Here is a 16,199-nt window from a genome sequence, read left to right as displayed (position 1 = left end):
CGGCTGCCGGGGCACGGTGGCGGCGCGCCCGGTCCCCGCCCTCTGTGCCCCTGGCGCCCCACGGACCGATACTGCTGGCCATGACCTCATCCACCACGCCCACCCCGTCCGGCCCCGTGCGTTTCGGGCTCGTCGGCACCGGCTCCTGGGCCCGCCGCACGCACGCCCCCGCGCTGGAGGCCCACAAGGCCGTCGATCTCGTCGGTGTCTGGGGGCGCCGGCCGGAGGCGGCGGCCGAACTCGCGGCCGAGCACGGCACGACGGCGTACGACGACGTGGACGCGCTGTTCGCGGCGAGCGACGCCGTGGCGTTCGCGGTGCCGCCGGACGTGCAGGCCCCGCTCGCGGCACGGGCCGCCGCCGCGGGCTGTCATCTGCTCCTCGACAAGCCGCTGGCCACCCGCCCCGAAGCGGCGCGCGCCGTGGTCGACGCGGCCGACGCGGCGGGCGTCGCGTCGATCGTCTTCTGCACGCTGCGGCACTCGCCGTCCACGGCTGACTGGATCACCGAACAGGCCGCGTCGGACGATTGGTTCACGGGCCGCGCCGACTGGTACGGCGCGCTCTACACACCCGGCGACGACGCGCATGTGCGGGCCACGACGCCGTGGCGGGCCGAGAAGGGCGCCCTGTGGGACGTCGGCCCGCATGCCCTGTCCGTGCTGCTGCCGCTCCTGGGCGACGTGACGACGGTGGCGGCGCACGGCGGACCCGGTGACACGGTGCATCTCGTGCTCCGGCACAAGGGCGGCGCCTCCAGCACGGCGACGCTCACCCTGACCGCTCCCCCGGCGGCGGGCGGTGTCGTGGTCGAACTGCGCGGCACGCGGGGCGTGTCGGCGATGCCGACGGGCGCCGGTACGGCCCGGGATTCGCTCGCCGCGGCGGTCGACTCCCTGCTGGAGTCGGCGCGCGGCGGCGTCCCGCACCCGTGCGACGCCCGGTTCGGCCTGCTGCTCACGGAGCTGCTCGCGGCCGCCCAGCGGTCCCTGGCGTCGGGCCGCCCCGAACCGGGACCCGATCAGTAGATCGACGAAAAGCCGTGCGGGCCCCCTTTACGCTGGTGGCCATGCCGCTCGAGATCAGCGCCACCAACCCCGAGCACCCGGTGCTCCTGCTCGCCCTGCCCTGGCACATCCCGCTGGAGGAGTGGCCGGAGGAGTACCTGGTGCCGCTGCCGCGCGGCATCTCGCGGCACGTGGTGCGCTATGCGCGCGCCGGGGACGAGGTCGTCGCGGTGAAGGAGCTGGCCGAGCGTCCCGCGCTGCGCGAGTACGAACTGCTGCGCACGCTCGACCGAATGGGGATCCCCGCGGTGGATCCACTCGCCGTGGTGACGGGCCGCGAGCAGCCCGACGGCAGCCCGCTGGAGCCCGTGCTGATCACGCGGCACCTGGGCGGTTCTCAGCCGTACCGCTCGATGTTCGAGACGACACTGCGGCCGAAAACCGTGCACCGCCTGATGGACGCGCTGGCGGTGCTCCTGGTCCGTCTGCACCTCAGCGGCTTCGCCTGGGGCGACTGCTCCTTGTCCAACACCCTCTTCCGCCGGGACGCGGGCGCGTACGCGGCGTATCTGGTGGACGCCGAGACCGGCGAGCTGCACCCGCGGCTGAGCGACGGGCAGCGGGAGTACGACATCGATCTGGCGCGGGTGAACATCGCGGGCGAGATGCTCGATCTGGAGGCGTCGGGGGCGCTGCACCCGTCGATCGACCCGATCGAGTTCGGCACGGAGATCGTGCAGCGGTACACGGACCTGTGGAGCGAGCTGACGCGGACGTCGGTGTACCCGGCGGGCAAGCACCACTACATGGAGCGCCGCATCCGCCGCCTGAACGACCTGGGCTTCGACGTCGCCGAGATGCAGATCTCCCGCTCGCCGCACGGCGACACCGTCACCTTCGTGCCGAAGGTCGTCGACGCGGGCCACCACCAGCGGCAACTGCTGCGCCTGACGGGCATGGACGCCGAGGAGAACCAGGCGCGGCGGCTCCTGGGCGATCTGGAGAGCTGGATGGCGACGCAGGAGGACGCGGCCGACGCCCGGCCGGAAGTCCTCGCCCACCGCTGGGTCCGCGACGTGTTCCGCCCCACGGTCCGCGCCGTCCGCGACCGCGTCCCGACGCCGATGGACCCGGCCGAGCTGTACCACCAACTCCTGGAGCACCGCTGGTACTTGTCGGAGCGCGCCCAGCACGACATCGGGCTCGACGCGGCGGCCGACGACTACGTGCGGACGGTGCACAAGGCCGGCTCGGACGGGAGCCTGGACCGGGCGCGGCCGGTGCCGTGGCCGCTACGTGATGGCGAGTGACGGCACCGACCGCAGCCAGTGACCTCCACCGACCGCCCGGACGAGTGTGGGCGTTTGCGTCTCACAACGCATTTTCCGGCCACATCGAACGCAATTGGTGGCCCGGCCCCACTCGCACCTGCGTGAACGGTCGCAGAGGCGTGCGGGTTACCCCCAGCAGGAAATTTCAGCCATTTTCGAGTGGCTCGACACAGGTGCCGCTTCGCCGTGCCCTGATGCTCACGAGCGAGGAAACCAGCAGGTGGGCAACCCAACTCTCCTCATCATGACGCACCGTCTGATCGTTTTCTTCGGGCAATGTTTATTACCAAAGACCTTGGGACTATTTAGACTGCTCTGGCTCAACCAGGCGTGAACAACGAGGGATTACCCACCATGAACAAGAAGGCGCTTCGCGCCCTGCTCCGTGAACGGCGCGCCCTCATAGCCCCCGAATCCCACGGTTTTGCCCGCCCCACAGGCCAGGGCCGCCGCGCTCCCGGCCTCTCCCAGCACCAGGTCGACCAGTTGCTGCACCGGACGCTCGGGACGTACCACCGGCTGGAGTCGGGGACGTACCCGAACGCCCCGGCGGAACTGCTGCGCGACGTGGCTCGTCTTTTCGGGCTGAACGAGCAGGAGTGGGTACTGCTGTGCCGCTACGCGCTCCTGCAGGACCCGCCCGGCCCGCTGTATCCGACGTCGGGCAAGGAGATCCCCGGCGTGTGGCAGGAAGCGGTCGACGGCATCGACCACATCGCGTACGTCTCGGACTCGTCCTGGGACCTGCTGGCCTGCAACCGGGCGTTCACGGAACTGTTCCCCGACCACCGGCCCCCGGCGAACACGATGCGCTGGATGCTGCTCGACCCGCACGCCCGGCACATGCTCGTGGACTGGCGGAACGCGTGGGCGCCCCTGCTGCTCCCCCAGCTGCGCGCCGCTCTTGCCGCCCGCCCCGACGACGACACGCTCGCCCAGATCGAGAAGGAGGTGCTGGCCGATCCGGACGCCGCCCCGATCTACGAGTCCGGCGGGTCCGCCATGCACCCCGACGGCGACGAACGACCGCTGCTGCACGCCCGGTTGGGCCCCGGCTGGGCGACGATGTGCGCCGCGCAGCCGCTCACCACGCCGGGCGCGCGCCTGATGATCCTGGTCTTCCATCCGGGCGTGGAGCGCGCCCACCCCAGGAGTCCCGCACTGCGCGCAGGCTGATTTCCACCCCTCGGGAACCGGGCGCCCGAGGCGGACGCGTCGCCACAACGTAGGTTGAACTGGCCCCCCACAGCCCTTCAGCCCCGTGGGAGACAGCCATGCCCGCCTACATCTCGATGCCGCACACCGTCCTCGGCGCCCACAAGGTGACCACCGACGAGATCGCCGAAGACATACGCGACCGCCACCCCGGTCATCCGCGGATCGCCGCAGCGGTGCGCGCCGTTCAGGGCTGCGGCGTGCAGACCCGCTACTTCGCCCGGCCGCTCGACTCACCCACCGTCGCGGGCGCCGCGGGCATCGCCGAGCGCGCCCGTACCGCGTTCGCGGACGCCCTCGAACTCGCCGAGCAGGCGGCCTCCCGGGCCATCGCGGCGGCCGGCCTGCGGGCCGAGGACCTGGACGGCGTGGTCACCACGCACTCCACGGGGTGGGCCGCGCCCAACCTGGACGTGCACCTCATGACCCGGCTCGGCCTGCGCCCCACCGCCCGCTCCCTCGCCCACACCACGCTGGCCTGCACGGGCGGCACCAAGTCGCTGATCCGGGCGGCGGACATGGTGGCGGCCCGCCCCGGCAGCAAGGTGCTCGTGGTCGCCGCCGAGGTGATCTCCGCCGTCTACCACCACAGCGACACCGGCATCGACGCGATGATCTACAAGGCGCTGTTCGGCGACTCGGCCGGAGCGGCCGTGGTGAGCGACGAACCGCTCGGCCCCGGCTTCGCGTGCGAGGACGACTTCGAGCACGTCCTGCCGGGTACCGCGACGCAGTTGGGCGGCCGCATCACCGCCGACGGACTGCACTTCGACGCCACGAAGCAGGGCCGCGCGGCCTTCGGAGAGACCCTGCCGAGCGTCACCGGCTGGCTCGGCGCACGCCCCACCGACTTCGCCGTGATCCATCCGGGTTCTCCGCGCATCATCGCGGACACGGCCGCGGCGCTGGGCCTCGGCGCCCACGACAGCCGGCACTCCACGGCCACGCTCACCAACGAGGGGAACCTGGGCGGGGTCAGCGTGCTGCGGGTCCTGGAGCGCACCCATCTGGAGCCACCCCCCGCGGGCGCCCGCGGAACGATGGTCGCGTACGGCCCCGGCTTCACGACCGCCGCAGTGCACGGCCACTGGCACGCCTGACGCTCCCTGTCCGACACCTCACGACAAAAATGTCCCTGTGGGACACGTGTCCCATTGGGACATTTAGGTGTACCGTGAAGACATGAAGGCGAACGAGGCCACCAGCCCCCGACCTGCCGGCGACCGTCGGCAGGTCAAGGCCCAGCGAACGCGTGAGGCGCTCGCGGAGGCCGCGGTGGAGCTGGTCCTCGAGCGCGGACTCGGCGCCGTGACGGTCGAGGCGATCGCCGAGCGCGCCGACGTCACGCGCCGCACCTTCAGCCGGCACTTCGCCGGCAAGGAGGACGCGGCACTGGACTTCACGCGCGCCGACGGCGCGGGGATCAACGCGGCGCTGCGCGCCCGTCCCGCGGGCGAACCGCCGCTGCTCGCCTACCGGCGCGCGGTCACGGACTGGCTCGCCGACCGCGACACGTCCGCCTGGCACCACCGCCCGTCACTGCGCGAGCTGTACGCCGCCGTGGACGAGGAGCCCGCCCTCTTCGCCGCGTACGAACGGATCCGGGTGGATGCCCAGGACGAGTCCGTACGCATCATCGCCGACCGGCTCGGCACCGACCCGGCCAGGGACCCGCGTCCCGAGGTCGTGGTCGGCGCCGCCGCCGGAGTGCTGACCGCCGCGCTGCGCACATGGGCGCGCGGCGCGGGCACGGACGCCGAAGACCTCGCCGATCTGGTCGCGCGGGCCTACGACGCCCTCATCAGGGAGGCCGCCGACGCGGCGGCCCCCGACGTCGCCACCAGAAAGTGAAATCGCACCATGAGCACCACCCCCACCACCGGTGAAGTGATCGACTACTCCGCGGAGTTCGCCGGCAGGACGGCCCTCGTCACCGGCTCCGCCTCCGGCATCGGCCTGGCCACCGCCCGCCGCCTGGGCCGCGGCGGCGCCAACGTCGTCATCGCGGACTACAACGAGAAGGGCGCACGGGAGGCAGCCGAGGCGCTCACGGCAGAGGGCCTGAAGGCCGCCGCCGTGGCCGTCGACGTGACCGACCCGGCCTCCGTGGAGGCGGCGGTCCAGTTCGCCGTCGACACGTTCGGCGGACTCCACCTGGCCGTGAACAACGCCGGAATCGGCGGCGCGAGCGCCCCCACCGGCGAGTACGACATCGACGTGTACAACCGCGTCGTGCGCACGAACCTCGACGGCGTCTTCTACTCGATGCGCTACGAGCTCCCCGCGATGCAGTCCGCGGGCGCCGGCGGCGCCATCGTGAACGTCGCCTCGATCCTCGGTTCGGTCGGCTTCGCCGGCTCGCCCGCGTACGTCGCCGCGAAGCACGGCGTGGTCGGCCTGACGAAGTCGGCGGCCGCCGAGTACGCCGCACAGGGCATCCGTGTGAACGCGGTCGGCCCCGGCTTCATCGAGACCCCGCTCCTCAAGGAGATGGACAAGGCCGCGTACGACGGTCTCGTCTCGCTGCACCCGGCGGCCCGCCTGGGCACCTCCGAGGAGGTCGCCGAGCTGATCGTGTTCCTGCTCTCGGACCGCGCCTCGTTCATCGCGGGCAGCTACCACCTCGTGGACGGCGCCTACACCGCCGTGTGACCCGCCGAACCCCTCCAGGCGGCTTGTGTCACACCGTCCCCCCATGGAACGGTCTGCCAGAGATACGGGCAGGGGACCCGAATCGTCCGACCTGGAGGGGCGCGGAGAACGCGATGGCACAAAAGGCACGCGAGTCGTACTTCGACAACGTCAAGTTCCTGACGATCGTCCTGGTGGCCTGCGGGCACGCGTGGGAGCCGCTGACCTACGGCTCCCGCGCGGTGACGGCGGTGTATCTCACCGTCTACGCCTTCCACATGCCGGCGTTCGCCCTGGTGTCGGGGTACTTCTCGCGTACGTTCGACATGGCCCCGCACCGGCTCAGGCGCCTGGTGACCGGGGTCGTCGTGCCGTACGTCGTCTTCGAGGTGGCGTACACACTGTTCTACCGGTGGGCGCAGGACGATCCGGGGTATCCGATCAGCCTGCTGGACCCCTGGTATCTGATGTGGTTCCTGGTGGCCCTGTTCATCTGGCGCCTCTCGACGCCACTGTGGCTCCAGCTGCGCCATCCCGTCCTGGTGTCGCTCGCCGTGGGCACGGGCGTGTCGATGTGGCCGGGCGCGGGCGGCGACCTGGCGCTGCAACGGGTGCTGCAGTTCCTGCCGTTCTTCGTGGCGGGCCTGGTGCTGCGGCCCGAGCACTTCGCGTGGCTGCGGAGCTGGCGCGTGCGGTGGGCGGCGCTGCCGGTCGTGGGTGCCTCACTGGTCGCCGCGTACTGGGTGGCGCCGTGGTTCGACGCGGGCTGGTTCTACCACCGCGGGAGCGTCGTGGGGCGGGGCGTGCCCGCGTGGGCGGGCCTGTTCGCGACGCCCGCCCTGTTCGTGCTCGCGCTCGTGCTGACCGCGTGCTTCCTGGCCTGGGTGCCGGGCCGCAGGCTGTGGTTCACGGCGCTCGGGGCGGGGACGATCTACGCGTACCTGCTGCACGGCTTCGTCATCAAGTCCTCGCGGTTCTGGGACTGGTACGACCACCCGTGGCTGCACAGCCCGCTCGGCGAGCTGGCCGTGACGGTGGCGGCGACCGTCCTCGTCACGGCGCTGTGCACGCAGCCGGTACGGCGGGTGTTCCGCTACGTCGTCGAACCCCGCATGGACTGGGCGTTCCGGCGGTCCGAGCAGAAGCGCGCGCTGCCCGAACAGGCGGCGCCGCGGGAGCGGGTCACCTCCGGCGGCGGCTGACGGTCTGCGCCGAGGCGAGCAGGCAGTGCATGCGCTCGGTCAGCGAACTCAGGTCGTCGGCGGGCCGGTGGAAGGCGAGGCGCACGTCCGCCTGGCCGCGCATCCGCTCCAGACGGAGCGTCAGACCGTGCCGGTCGACGGCGAGCGGCTGGACCCGCACGACCCCGTGCAGGCTCTCGGGCGCGATGAGCCGCGTGAGCTGCTCGACGGCCTCGGGATGGGCGTCGGCCAGATGGGTGAGCAGCCGGGGCTCGGCGAGCGCCAGCGGGTCGGGCGAGGTCGCGGCGAACTCGTCGAGGTCGACGCAGACGCGTCCCGACCGGGCGTGCAGGACGGCGCGTTCGGGGCGCAGCACCAGCTCCATGCCGTCCGCGCCCTCCTCGGGCACGAGCTCCCCGGAGATCCAGAGCCGGGCGCGCAGCCGGTCGCGTACGGGGACGGGAGCCGCGTCGGCGAACTCCAGGAGCGTGGTGGGCCGTCCGTGTGGCGAGCAGAGCACGGCGGCGGCGAGCACGCTGTCGGCCGGCGCGGTGATGCGCACGGTGCCGTCGTCGTCGACGCGGTGCGCGCCGACGAGGTCGTCCTGCCCCACCTCGGTGGTGACGCCGCAGGTCCATGCGGCGGCGAGCACGGAGCGTGCGTGAGCCGCCGTGCTGGGCACGGCGGCAGTGATCTGTCGGACACCCATCCCGAACCTCCATTAGGTAAGCCTTGCCTAACTTATCGGAGATCGTCGGCGGCGGTCCACCCCACCCGTCGTCCGTCTTCCTGTGTCGTCCACCGATGCGCGGCGCCCGGTGCGCTTGACTCGACGGGTGCGCAGATTCGCCGTGTTCCTGACCGCTGTCGTCGCGTCCGTCGCCACCGTGGCCCTGGCGCTGCTGCTCTCGCCCTGGTGGTGGTGGGCCGCCGCTCCGTCGCTCGCCCTCGCCGCGCTGGGCATCTGGGATCTGGCCCAGTCGCGCCACTCCGTCCTGCGCAACTATCCGGTCCTCGGGCATCTGCGCTTCCTGATGGAGTCCCTGCGCCCCGAGCTCCAGCAGTACTTCGTGGAGCGCAATTACGACGGCCGGCCCTACGACCGGGACGTGCGCAGCATCGTGTACGAGCGGGCGAAGGCGGTGGAGGCCGAGGAGCCGTTCGGTACCGAGCGCGACGTGTACGCCTCGGGGCACGAGTTCCTGGTGCCGTCGCTGCGCCCGGTCGACGCGCCCGAGCGGCCGGCCACGGTCCGCCTCGGCGGCCCGGACTGCACGCGGCCGTACGACATGGCCCTGCTGAACGTATCGGGAATGAGCTTCGGGGCCCTGTCCGGCAACGCGATCCGCGCGCTCAACAAGGGCGCGGCGCTCGGCGGTTTCGCGCACGACACCGGAGAGGGCGGCCTGTCCGACCACCACCTCGCGCACGGCGGGGACCTGGTGTGGGAGATCGGCACCGGCTACTTCGGCTGCCGTACGCGCGAGGGCCGCTTCGACCGCGCCGAGTTCGCCGACAAGGCGGCGCACGAGCACGTCAAGTGCGTCTCCCTCAAGCTGTCGCAGGGCGCGAAGCCCGGCATCGGCGGAGTACTGCCCGGCGGCAAGGTCAACGCGGAGATCGCGCGCGTACGGGACGTGCCCGAGGGGCAAACGGTCGTGTCGCCGCCGTACCACCGGGAGTTCGGTACGCCGCGCGAAATGGTGCTGTTCCTGGCCGAGTTGAGGCGGCTCGCGGGTGGCAAGCCCGTCGGGTTCAAGCTGTGCGTGGGCTCACGGACGCAGTTCCTCGCGGTGTGCAAGGCGATGGTCGCGGAGGGCGTGACACCGGACTTCGTGATCGTGGACGGCTCGGAGGGCGGCACGGGCGCGGCGCCGCTGGAGTTCGCCGACCACCTCGGCATGCCGCTCACCGAGGGCCTGATCACGGTGCACAACGCGCTCGTCGGCACGGGGCTGCGCGACACCGTCCGGATCGGGGCGAGCGGCAAGGTCGCCACCGGCGCCGACATCGTCAAACGCCTCGTCCAGGGGGCCGACTTCACGAACGCGGCCCGCGCCATGATGTTCGCCGTCGGCTGCATCCAGGCCCAGCGCTGCCACACCAACACCTGCCCCGTGGGCGTCACGACGCAGGACCCGCGCCGCGTACGGGCCCTGGACGTCGCCGACAAGGCCGAGCGCGTCCGCCACTACCAGGAGGCGACCGTGCGCAGCGCGGGCCAGATCATGGCGGCGATGGGCGTGCGGGAGCCGCGCGAGCTGACGCCGCACCACCTGATGCGCCGGACCGGCGCGCACATGCCGGTCCCCTACGCCCGCCTCCACGACTGGCTGGAACCGGGCGAGCTGACCGTCCACCCGCCCGCGACCTGGGCGGCGGACTGGGCGGCCGCGGACCCCGACCGCTTCTGAAGGTCGCCCGCCCCGGCCCGCGCCATCGAACAGCACGAACTCCACGCGAACGAGGGGTGAATATGCCAACCGCCCCCGCAGCGGGGCGCGGGGCGGCATCATGCCGACATGGACGGTAGTACTGCGCTCCTGCGGGAGCTTTTTACGCCCGACGAGTACGCCGCGGTCCGCAGTCACGCGGACCAGCTGGGCGTGACAGTCATCGAGTACGTACGCTCATCGGCCGCGGAGCGGGCCTTGGCGCGGATCCATGTGACGCGGGCCATGGAGGCCCGTGCGCCGCATCTGGGCAAGTTGCCGATCCCCCAGGTGGAGCGCTCCCACTGCGCGGACGGCGCCTCCTCGCCCGCGCTCGACCGCTTCCTCGACACTCTGGCCCACCCGCACCCCACCGAAAGCGGCTGACGCGGCCTGAACGGGCCGGTGCGGGGCACTCGGTGCCCGAGGCAGGGGTGACGTCGCGGTTCCGGGGGAAGGAGACCCGGCACCGAAGCAGAACCCCGTGCAGAGCAGCAAGAAAGGAAGTGGTCGTCATGCGTGCGTCGAGGGGCGCCCACCGGCGTGCCGCACGCGTGGAGTTCCTCATGCCGCAGGGCTCGGGCGCCGCCCGCTGGGCCCGCCGGCTGACCCGGGAGTTTCTGGCCGGGCACGCCGACGCCCCGGCGCCAGAGGCCGAGCTGGTGGTGTCCGAGCTGGTCGCCAACGCGACCAAGGAGCACGGCAGCCACTGCCGGATGAGCCTGCGGCTCGGCTCCGGAGGCCTGACCGTGGCGGTCCACGACGACGTGCCGGGCATGCCCCGGCAGGCTCCGGCGTCGCAGACCGCCGAATCGGGCCGTGGCATCGCGCTGGTGCACGCGCTCGCCCGCCGCTGGAGCGTGCAGCCCGATCCGCGGGGCGGCAAGACGGTCACCGCGGTGCTCGCCTGACCGCCGGAGCGGTGCGGACACCGCCCCGGCGGCGCGGACACGTCAGTGCCCGCGGGCGATCCACTCGTCGAGGTGCGGGGCCTCCGCGCCGATCGTCGTGCTGTCACCGTGACCGGTGCGTACGACGGTCTCGGCTGGCAGCGCCAGCAGCCGGTCCTTGATCGACTCCACGATGGTCGGGAAGTCGCTGAAGGTCCGACCGGTGGCGCCCGGCCCGCCCTGGAACAGGGTGTCGCCGGTGAACACCGTGCCGAGCGCGGGAGCGTACAGGCTGACCGCGCCGTGGCAGTGCCCCGGCGTGTGCAGCACCGTCAGCTCGACGCCCGCGACACCGATCCGCTGCCCGTCGGCCAGCTCGCCGTCCGGCGCGCGGTCCGGGTGCGTGCGCTTCCACAGCTCGGTGTCGGCCGGGTGCAGCAGGATCGGCGCACCGGTCCGCGCGGCGAGCGCGGGCGCGGCGTCGACGTGGTCGTCGTGCGCGTGCGTGCACACGATCGCGACGAGCCGCCGGTCGCCGACGGCCTCGGCGATGGCGTCGGCGTCGTGGGCGGCGTCGATGACGATCGCCTCGCGGTCGTCCCCGACGATCCACACATTGTTGTCGACCTCCCACGTGCCCCCGTCGAGGGAGAACGTGCCGGAGGTGACGAGGTGGTCGATGCGTGCCGTCGTCCCGCTCATCAGAACACCACCACCGAACGCAGCACGTCGCCGTGGTGCATCCGCTCGAACGCCTTCTCCACGTCGTCCAGCGCGATCGTCTCGGTGACGAACGCGTCGAGGTCGAGGCGGCCCTGCAGATACAGGTCGATGAGCATCGGGAAGTCGCGCGAGGGCAGACAGTCGCCGTACCAGGACGACTTGAGCGCGCCACCGCGCCCGAAGACGTCGAGCAGCGGCAGTTCGAGCTTCATCTCCGGCGTCGGCACGCCGACGAGAACGACGGTGCCGGCCAGGTCGCGGGCGTAGAACGCCTGCTCGTACGTCTCCGGGCGACCGACCGCCTCGATGACGACGTCGGCGCCGAAGCCGCCGGTCAGCTGGCGGATGGCCTCGATGGGGTCGGTGGAGCTCGAGTTGACGGTGTGGGTGGCGCCCAGCTCCCGTGCCGTGGCGAGCTTCTTGTCGTCGATGTCCACGGCGATGACCTTCGCGGCACCGGCGAGCTTGGCCCCGACGACGGAGGCGTTGCCCACGCCGCCGCAGCCGATGACGGCGACGGAGTCCCCGCGGCCCACGTTCCCCGTGTTGATCGCGGCGCCGATCCCGGCCATCACGCCGCAGCCGAGCAGGCCCGCGGCGGCCGGCGAGGCCGCCGGGTCGACCTTGGTGCACTGACCCGCGGCCACCAGGGTCTTCTCGGCGAACGCGCCGATGCCCAGTGCGGGCGACAGCTCGGTGCCGTCGGCCAGGGTCATCTTCTGCTTCGCGTTGTGGGTGTTGAAGCAGTACTGGGCGCGCCCGCGCTGACAGGCACGACACTGCCCGCACACCGCACGCCAGTTGAGGATGACGAAGTCACCGGGGGCGACCTCGCTCACCCCGTCCCCCACCGATTCGACAACGCCCGCCGCTTCGTGACCGAGCAGGAACGGGAACTCGTCGTTGATCCCGCCTTCCCGGTAGTGCAGATCGGTGTGGCAGACCCCGCACGCCTGGATCTTCACGACGGCCTCGCCCGGACCCGGGTCCGGCACCGTGATCGTCGCGATCTCCACGGGGGCACCCTTGGCCCGCGCGATCACGCCCTGCACCTGCTGTGCCATGACGGTCAGCCCTCTTTCTCAATCGCGGCAGCTTCACGCTTTGTTACCCGCCCATCCTCGCTCACCGGTCGAGCGGAGAACAGCACCGGTGCCCAGGTCGGGGCGCTCTAGGCTGCTCTCGTGCGTGATCGAACCCTGGCTGCGACCACCCTCCTCCCGGTCAACGGCGCCCTCGCGGTGGTGCTCGTCGTTCTGCTGCTGATCGCGGCGGGCGTGGCGGCGGTGTACCGGCTGTCCCCGGACGGTTCGCGGCGCCGGGCCCGCGACATCGCGATCGCGGGGGTCCGGGCGACGGCGCAGCTGGCCGTGGTGTCGGTCCTGATCGGCTGGGTGGTGCAGCACGGCGCGGCGCTCCTGGCCTTTCTGCTCCTGATGCTGTCGGTGGCCGCGCGCACGGCGGGCCGCCGCATCACGTCGGACGGCAGCTGGGTGTGGGCGGCGCTCCCGATCGCGGCCCCGGTGACCCCGCTCGTCGTGGCGCTCATCGCCTCCGGTCTCCTCCCGCTGCGGGGGATCGCCGTGATCCCGGTGACCGGCATCCTGATCGGTGGCGCGCTCACGGCGACCGTGCTGGCGGGGCGCCGCGCCCTCGACGAGCTGACCGCGCGCAAGGGCGAGGTGGAGGCGTGCCTGGCCCTCGGCCTGCTCCCCCACGAGGCGCGCCTGGAGATCGTCCGCCCCACCGCGTCCGACGCCCTCCTGCCCGGCCTGGACCAGACGCGGACGGTGGGCCTGGTCACGCTTCCCGGCGCCTTCGTCGGCATGCTGCTCGGCGGGGCCTCGCCGGTGGCGGCCGGGGCGGTGCAACTCTTCGTCCTGGTGGCGCTGATGGCCGTACAGGCGATCGCGGTGGCGACGACGGTGGAGCTGGTGGCGCGGGGGCGGCTGCACAGGCCGCCCACGGCCTGAGGACCGTCAGGTCCGTCGCTCGGTTACGAGTCCTCCGCCTGCCGCGACTCCGTCGTCTGTCCGGGCGTGTCGCTTTCGATGACGGCGAGGAGGCCGGAGAGGACGCGCAGGCAGGTGTCGATGTCGTCCTCGGTGATTCTTCCGTCGACATCGCGCAGCACCGCGCGCTCGCGTTCGACCACGTCGCCGATGACGGTCCGCCCCCGCTCGGTCAGCCGGATCAGGGAGGACCGCTTGTGGGCGGGGTTGGGCACGGCTTCGACGAGGCCCCGCCCGGCGGCGTCGTTCACCATCCGCTGCACGAACTGTCGGCTCAGCGCCTGGAATCGGCCCATCTGAGGAACCGTCATGGGTCCCTTCCCGTGCAGCATGCTGAGCACGGCGCGCACGCCCACGGACAGCCCGTCGGCGGCGACGTCCCGCTCCACTCTCGCGTACGTGCGCCGGTACAGCGGCCCCACGAGGTCGAACACCTCGGAGAGCCGGTCTGCGACGCCGATGGACACCGGGCTGCGCCCTGCACGGGTACGACCTGTCTCACTCACCCCGCCATCATGACACCCGGGTTGTCATTCGGCTTGTGCGCGCACCGCGAGAATGACAACCTAGTTGTCATGTCCGACCTCTTCTGGATCGACAAAGGCACCGGCCGCCCGCTCGTCCTGCTGCACGGCGGCTTCCTCGACCACCACATGTGGGACGACCAGATCCCGTTCCTGGCGTCCTCGGGCCACCGTGTGATCGCGCCCGACGCACGGGGGCACGGCCGGTCGCCCAATGCCACGGAGCCGTTCCGGCACACGGACGATCTGGCCGCGCTGCTGCGCCACTTGGACACCGGTCCGGCGCTCCTGGTGGGCGTCTCGATGGGCGCGAGCCTCGCGGTCGACACGGCGCTGGAGCACCCGGACCTCGTCGCCGGTGTGGTCGTCAGCGGGGCGGGGACCAGCGAGCCGTACTTCACGGACCCCTGGACCACGGGGATCTGGGCGACCTGGCAGTCGGCGATGGCCGCCGGCGACGTGGCCGCCGCGGTCGAGGCGTTCACCATCTTCGGGGCGGGCCCGCGCCGCTCGCTCGACGACCTCGACCCTCAGGTCGTCGAGCGGCTGCGCGAGATGACGTGGGGCACGATGTCCAAGCACACGGCGGCCGAGCCCGACTGGAGCGTGCCGCTCCGCGACACCTGGGACCGCGCCGCGAAGCTCACCGTCCCGGTCCGCGCCATCAACGGCGCCGTCGACTCCCCCGACCACATCTCCATGGCCGAACGCCTGACGAACAGCGTCGCCGACGGCCGCGCGACGTCGATCGCGGACACCGCCCACTACCCGAACATGGAACGCCCGGCGGAGTTCAACCGGGTGTTGTCGGACTTCCTGGGCGAGATGGAGACCCCGGACCGGGCCGACCAGTCGAAATGACGTTTCTGCCCGCCCAGCGCTTTCGGCCGCAGCCGATTCGCCGACGGACCTACGGAACGGGGCAGAGAGCGCCGGCCTGACCGACCTGACGGCCGACTACAGGCTGCAGGTCCCGGTACGGCCGTTCGATCGGGGTGAGGAAGTCGAGTTCCTCGAGCGGCTGGTCGGTGAAGTAGTCGCGTACGAGCCGGGAGAATTCCTTGCCCCGTTCGAGGTTGGGCAGGTGGTCGGTTTCGCGAATGAGCGTGAACAGTCCGTTCCGGATGGTCGAGGCGACCTCGCGCCCCAGCTCCGGATAGGTGAACTGGTCGTACTCCCCGGTGAAGCACAGGGCCGGAACATCGCCGATACCGCCGGCAGGCAGCCCCTCCCAGGACAGCAGCCGCTCCGAGGAGGCGATGTGCCGCGGAATCTCGGGCCCGCTGATGGAGCTCAGGGCGCAGGACACCATGCGGGCGGCGATGGCGCGGTTGCGCACGGGGTGGTCGGGGTGGGCCATCATGGCGTCGACGGAGGCTTTACCGTAACTGGCCATGCTGCCACCGCTCTTGAGACAGTCGACCATGTCCTGGACGCGGCTGCGGCCTTCCTGCGGGTACTGCATGCTCGCGCCGACCAGCATGAGGCGCTTCACCCGCTCGGGGCTTTGCTGAGCCAAGGGGTACACGATGGGGACGCCGTACGACGCCCCGAGCAGGTTGACCGGCCCCAAGGACAGCTGCCCAAGCAGGTCGTCGAGCGCTTCCGTGAGGAAGTCGAACCCGTACTCGCCGGGCAGATGGTCCGCGGTCCCCGACCCCGGCAGCTCGACCGCCACGACCGTCGCCGCCTCGGCCCAGGGCCCCTCCAGGCGCCGGAAGGCGTACATGTCCTGGAAGGCGCCGCCGATCAGCACGATCGGCTCCGTCCGGGGGTCAGGGTTCTCGATGATCCGGCATCCGTAACTCAGCCCCCTGAAGGACATTCGACGCACATCTTCGTTGAGCATGGGGGCAGTTCCTCCGTGTCGGCGTGATGAACTCAGGGTTCAACGCCCTCCACGCCTGACGGGGAACTGGCCCCCACCAAGATTCCCTCGTATCGCTCAATCGCCACTCGCACACACCGTCGGCAACTACACGACAAGGGTGACGAGCACCACGGCTCCTATCGCAGCGAACACGCCGCCCAGAACGCGGGTCCCGGTGACGGTCCGCGGCCAGCGGCCGTACTCGGGTACAAGGTCGTAGTACCAGTCCGCCGCACCACGGAAGTTGAGGGCAAGACTCGTCCCGGCGGGGAACACGACCAGACCCCACACGACCTGAAAGACGATCCCGGCACTCACCTGCCGAGTGTCCCACCCCGCCGATCTTGAGGTCACCCCGCTGCCCCGCACGGAGCTTCCGGCGG

18 protein-coding genes are annotated in these 16,199 nt (G+C 71.7%); 12 read left to right on the top strand and 6 right to left on the bottom strand.

Going from position 1 to position 16,199, the window contains the following annotated elements; genetic code table 11:
- Positions 1-80 precede the first annotated feature (80 nt).
- The 7 genes from ACY34M_RS19755 to ACY34M_RS19725 all read left to right on the top strand — a co-directional run bounded on the left by ACY34M_RS19755 (position 81) and on the right by ACY34M_RS19725 (position 7,386).
- A complete protein-coding gene (locus ACY34M_RS19755) occupies positions 81-1,028 on the top strand; it encodes a Gfo/Idh/MocA family protein (protein ID WP_462722958.1) in 948 nt (315 codons plus the stop codon).
- Between the two features lie 41 nt (positions 1,029-1,069).
- Positions 1,070-2,317, top strand: a complete 1,248-nt coding sequence (locus ACY34M_RS19750) for a DUF4032 domain-containing protein (protein WP_462722957.1) — start codon at positions 1,070-1,072, stop codon at positions 2,315-2,317.
- Between the two features lie 375 nt (positions 2,318-2,692).
- A complete protein-coding gene (locus ACY34M_RS19745; RefSeq protein ID WP_462722956.1) occupies positions 2,693-3,514 on the top strand; it encodes a helix-turn-helix transcriptional regulator in 822 nt (273 codons plus the stop codon).
- Positions 3,515-3,612: 98 nt separating this feature from the next.
- Complete coding sequence (locus ACY34M_RS19740; RefSeq protein ID WP_462722955.1) at positions 3,613-4,653, top strand: beta-ketoacyl-[acyl-carrier-protein] synthase family protein; 1,041 nt, start codon at positions 3,613-3,615, stop codon at positions 4,651-4,653.
- 82 nt (positions 4,654-4,735) lie between these two features.
- The gene (locus ACY34M_RS19735; protein WP_462722954.1) at positions 4,736-5,404 is read left to right on the top strand and encodes a TetR/AcrR family transcriptional regulator; all 669 of its coding nucleotides are present in this window, start codon (positions 4,736-4,738) and stop codon (positions 5,402-5,404) included.
- Positions 5,405-5,413: 9 nt separating this feature from the next.
- Complete coding sequence (locus ACY34M_RS19730) at positions 5,414-6,205, top strand: SDR family NAD(P)-dependent oxidoreductase (protein WP_462722953.1); 792 nt, start codon at positions 5,414-5,416, stop codon at positions 6,203-6,205.
- A gap of 113 nt (positions 6,206-6,318) precedes the next feature.
- A complete protein-coding gene (locus ACY34M_RS19725; protein ID WP_462722952.1) occupies positions 6,319-7,386 on the top strand; it encodes an acyltransferase family protein in 1,068 nt (355 codons plus the stop codon).
- On the opposite strand, the gene ACY34M_RS19720 is transcribed toward ACY34M_RS19725, so the two are convergent.
- Complete coding sequence (locus ACY34M_RS19720; protein ID WP_462722951.1) at positions 7,367-8,074, bottom strand: DUF2470 domain-containing protein; 708 nt, start codon at positions 8,072-8,074, stop codon at positions 7,367-7,369. The two genes, ACY34M_RS19725 and ACY34M_RS19720, sit on opposite strands and share 20 nt — an antisense overlap.
- A gap of 127 nt (positions 8,075-8,201) precedes the next feature.
- Between ACY34M_RS19720 and ACY34M_RS19715 the strand changes: the two genes are divergently transcribed.
- From ACY34M_RS19715 to ACY34M_RS19705, 3 genes are all read left to right on the top strand, one after another.
- Positions 8,202-9,779, top strand: coding sequence for an FMN-binding glutamate synthase family protein (locus ACY34M_RS19715; protein ID WP_462722950.1), 1,578 nt, complete (start codon positions 8,202-8,204; stop codon positions 9,777-9,779).
- Between the two features lie 108 nt (positions 9,780-9,887).
- Complete coding sequence (locus tag ACY34M_RS19710) at positions 9,888-10,184, top strand: hypothetical protein (RefSeq protein ID WP_462722949.1); 297 nt, start codon at positions 9,888-9,890, stop codon at positions 10,182-10,184.
- A gap of 128 nt (positions 10,185-10,312) precedes the next feature.
- Positions 10,313-10,708, top strand: a complete 396-nt coding sequence (locus ACY34M_RS19705; RefSeq protein WP_462722948.1) for an ATP-binding protein — start codon at positions 10,313-10,315, stop codon at positions 10,706-10,708.
- Between the two features lie 42 nt (positions 10,709-10,750).
- Here the strand turns inward: ACY34M_RS19705 and ACY34M_RS19700 are convergent, their stop codons facing one another.
- Both ACY34M_RS19700 and ACY34M_RS19695 read right to left on the bottom strand, forming a co-directional pair.
- A complete protein-coding gene (locus ACY34M_RS19700; RefSeq protein ID WP_462722947.1) occupies positions 10,751-11,389 on the bottom strand; it encodes an MBL fold metallo-hydrolase in 639 nt (212 codons plus the stop codon).
- Positions 11,389-12,474, bottom strand: a complete 1,086-nt coding sequence (locus ACY34M_RS19695; RefSeq protein ID WP_462722946.1) for an S-(hydroxymethyl)mycothiol dehydrogenase — start codon at positions 12,472-12,474, stop codon at positions 11,389-11,391. The genes ACY34M_RS19700 and ACY34M_RS19695 overlap by 1 nt, the downstream gene beginning before the upstream one ends.
- Before the next feature lie 120 nt (positions 12,475-12,594).
- Here ACY34M_RS19695 and ACY34M_RS19690 point away from each other — a divergent pair, with 120 nt between their 5' ends.
- Positions 12,595-13,383: an ABC transporter permease gene (locus ACY34M_RS19690; protein WP_462722945.1), complete on the top strand. Its 789-nt coding sequence runs from the start codon at positions 12,595-12,597 to the stop codon at positions 13,381-13,383.
- Between the two features lie 23 nt (positions 13,384-13,406).
- On the opposite strand, the gene ACY34M_RS19685 is transcribed toward ACY34M_RS19690, so the two are convergent.
- The gene (locus tag ACY34M_RS19685; protein WP_462722944.1) at positions 13,407-13,928 is read right to left on the bottom strand and encodes a MarR family winged helix-turn-helix transcriptional regulator; all 522 of its coding nucleotides are present in this window, start codon (positions 13,926-13,928) and stop codon (positions 13,407-13,409) included.
- A gap of 69 nt (positions 13,929-13,997) precedes the next feature.
- On the opposite strand from ACY34M_RS19685, the gene ACY34M_RS19680 reads away from it, so the two are divergent.
- Complete coding sequence (locus ACY34M_RS19680) at positions 13,998-14,807, top strand: alpha/beta fold hydrolase (RefSeq protein ID WP_462722943.1); 810 nt, start codon at positions 13,998-14,000, stop codon at positions 14,805-14,807.
- Positions 14,808-14,856: 49 nt separating this feature from the next.
- Here ACY34M_RS19680 and ACY34M_RS19675 read toward each other — a convergent pair whose 3' ends face one another.
- The gene (locus ACY34M_RS19675; RefSeq protein ID WP_462722942.1) at positions 14,857-15,795 is read right to left on the bottom strand and encodes an alpha/beta fold hydrolase; all 939 of its coding nucleotides are present in this window, start codon (positions 15,793-15,795) and stop codon (positions 14,857-14,859) included.
- Positions 15,796-15,921: 126 nt separating this feature from the next.
- Positions 15,922-16,134, bottom strand: a complete 213-nt coding sequence (locus ACY34M_RS19670) for a hypothetical protein (RefSeq protein WP_462722941.1) — start codon at positions 16,132-16,134, stop codon at positions 15,922-15,924.
- Between the last annotated feature and the right edge of the window lie 65 nt (positions 16,135-16,199).

This window comes from Streptomyces sp. EDA2-14, assembly GCF_054963755.1.
The sequence above is the reverse complement of the archived record's forward strand: the minus strand, read 5'-3'. Positions and strand labels throughout refer to the sequence as shown.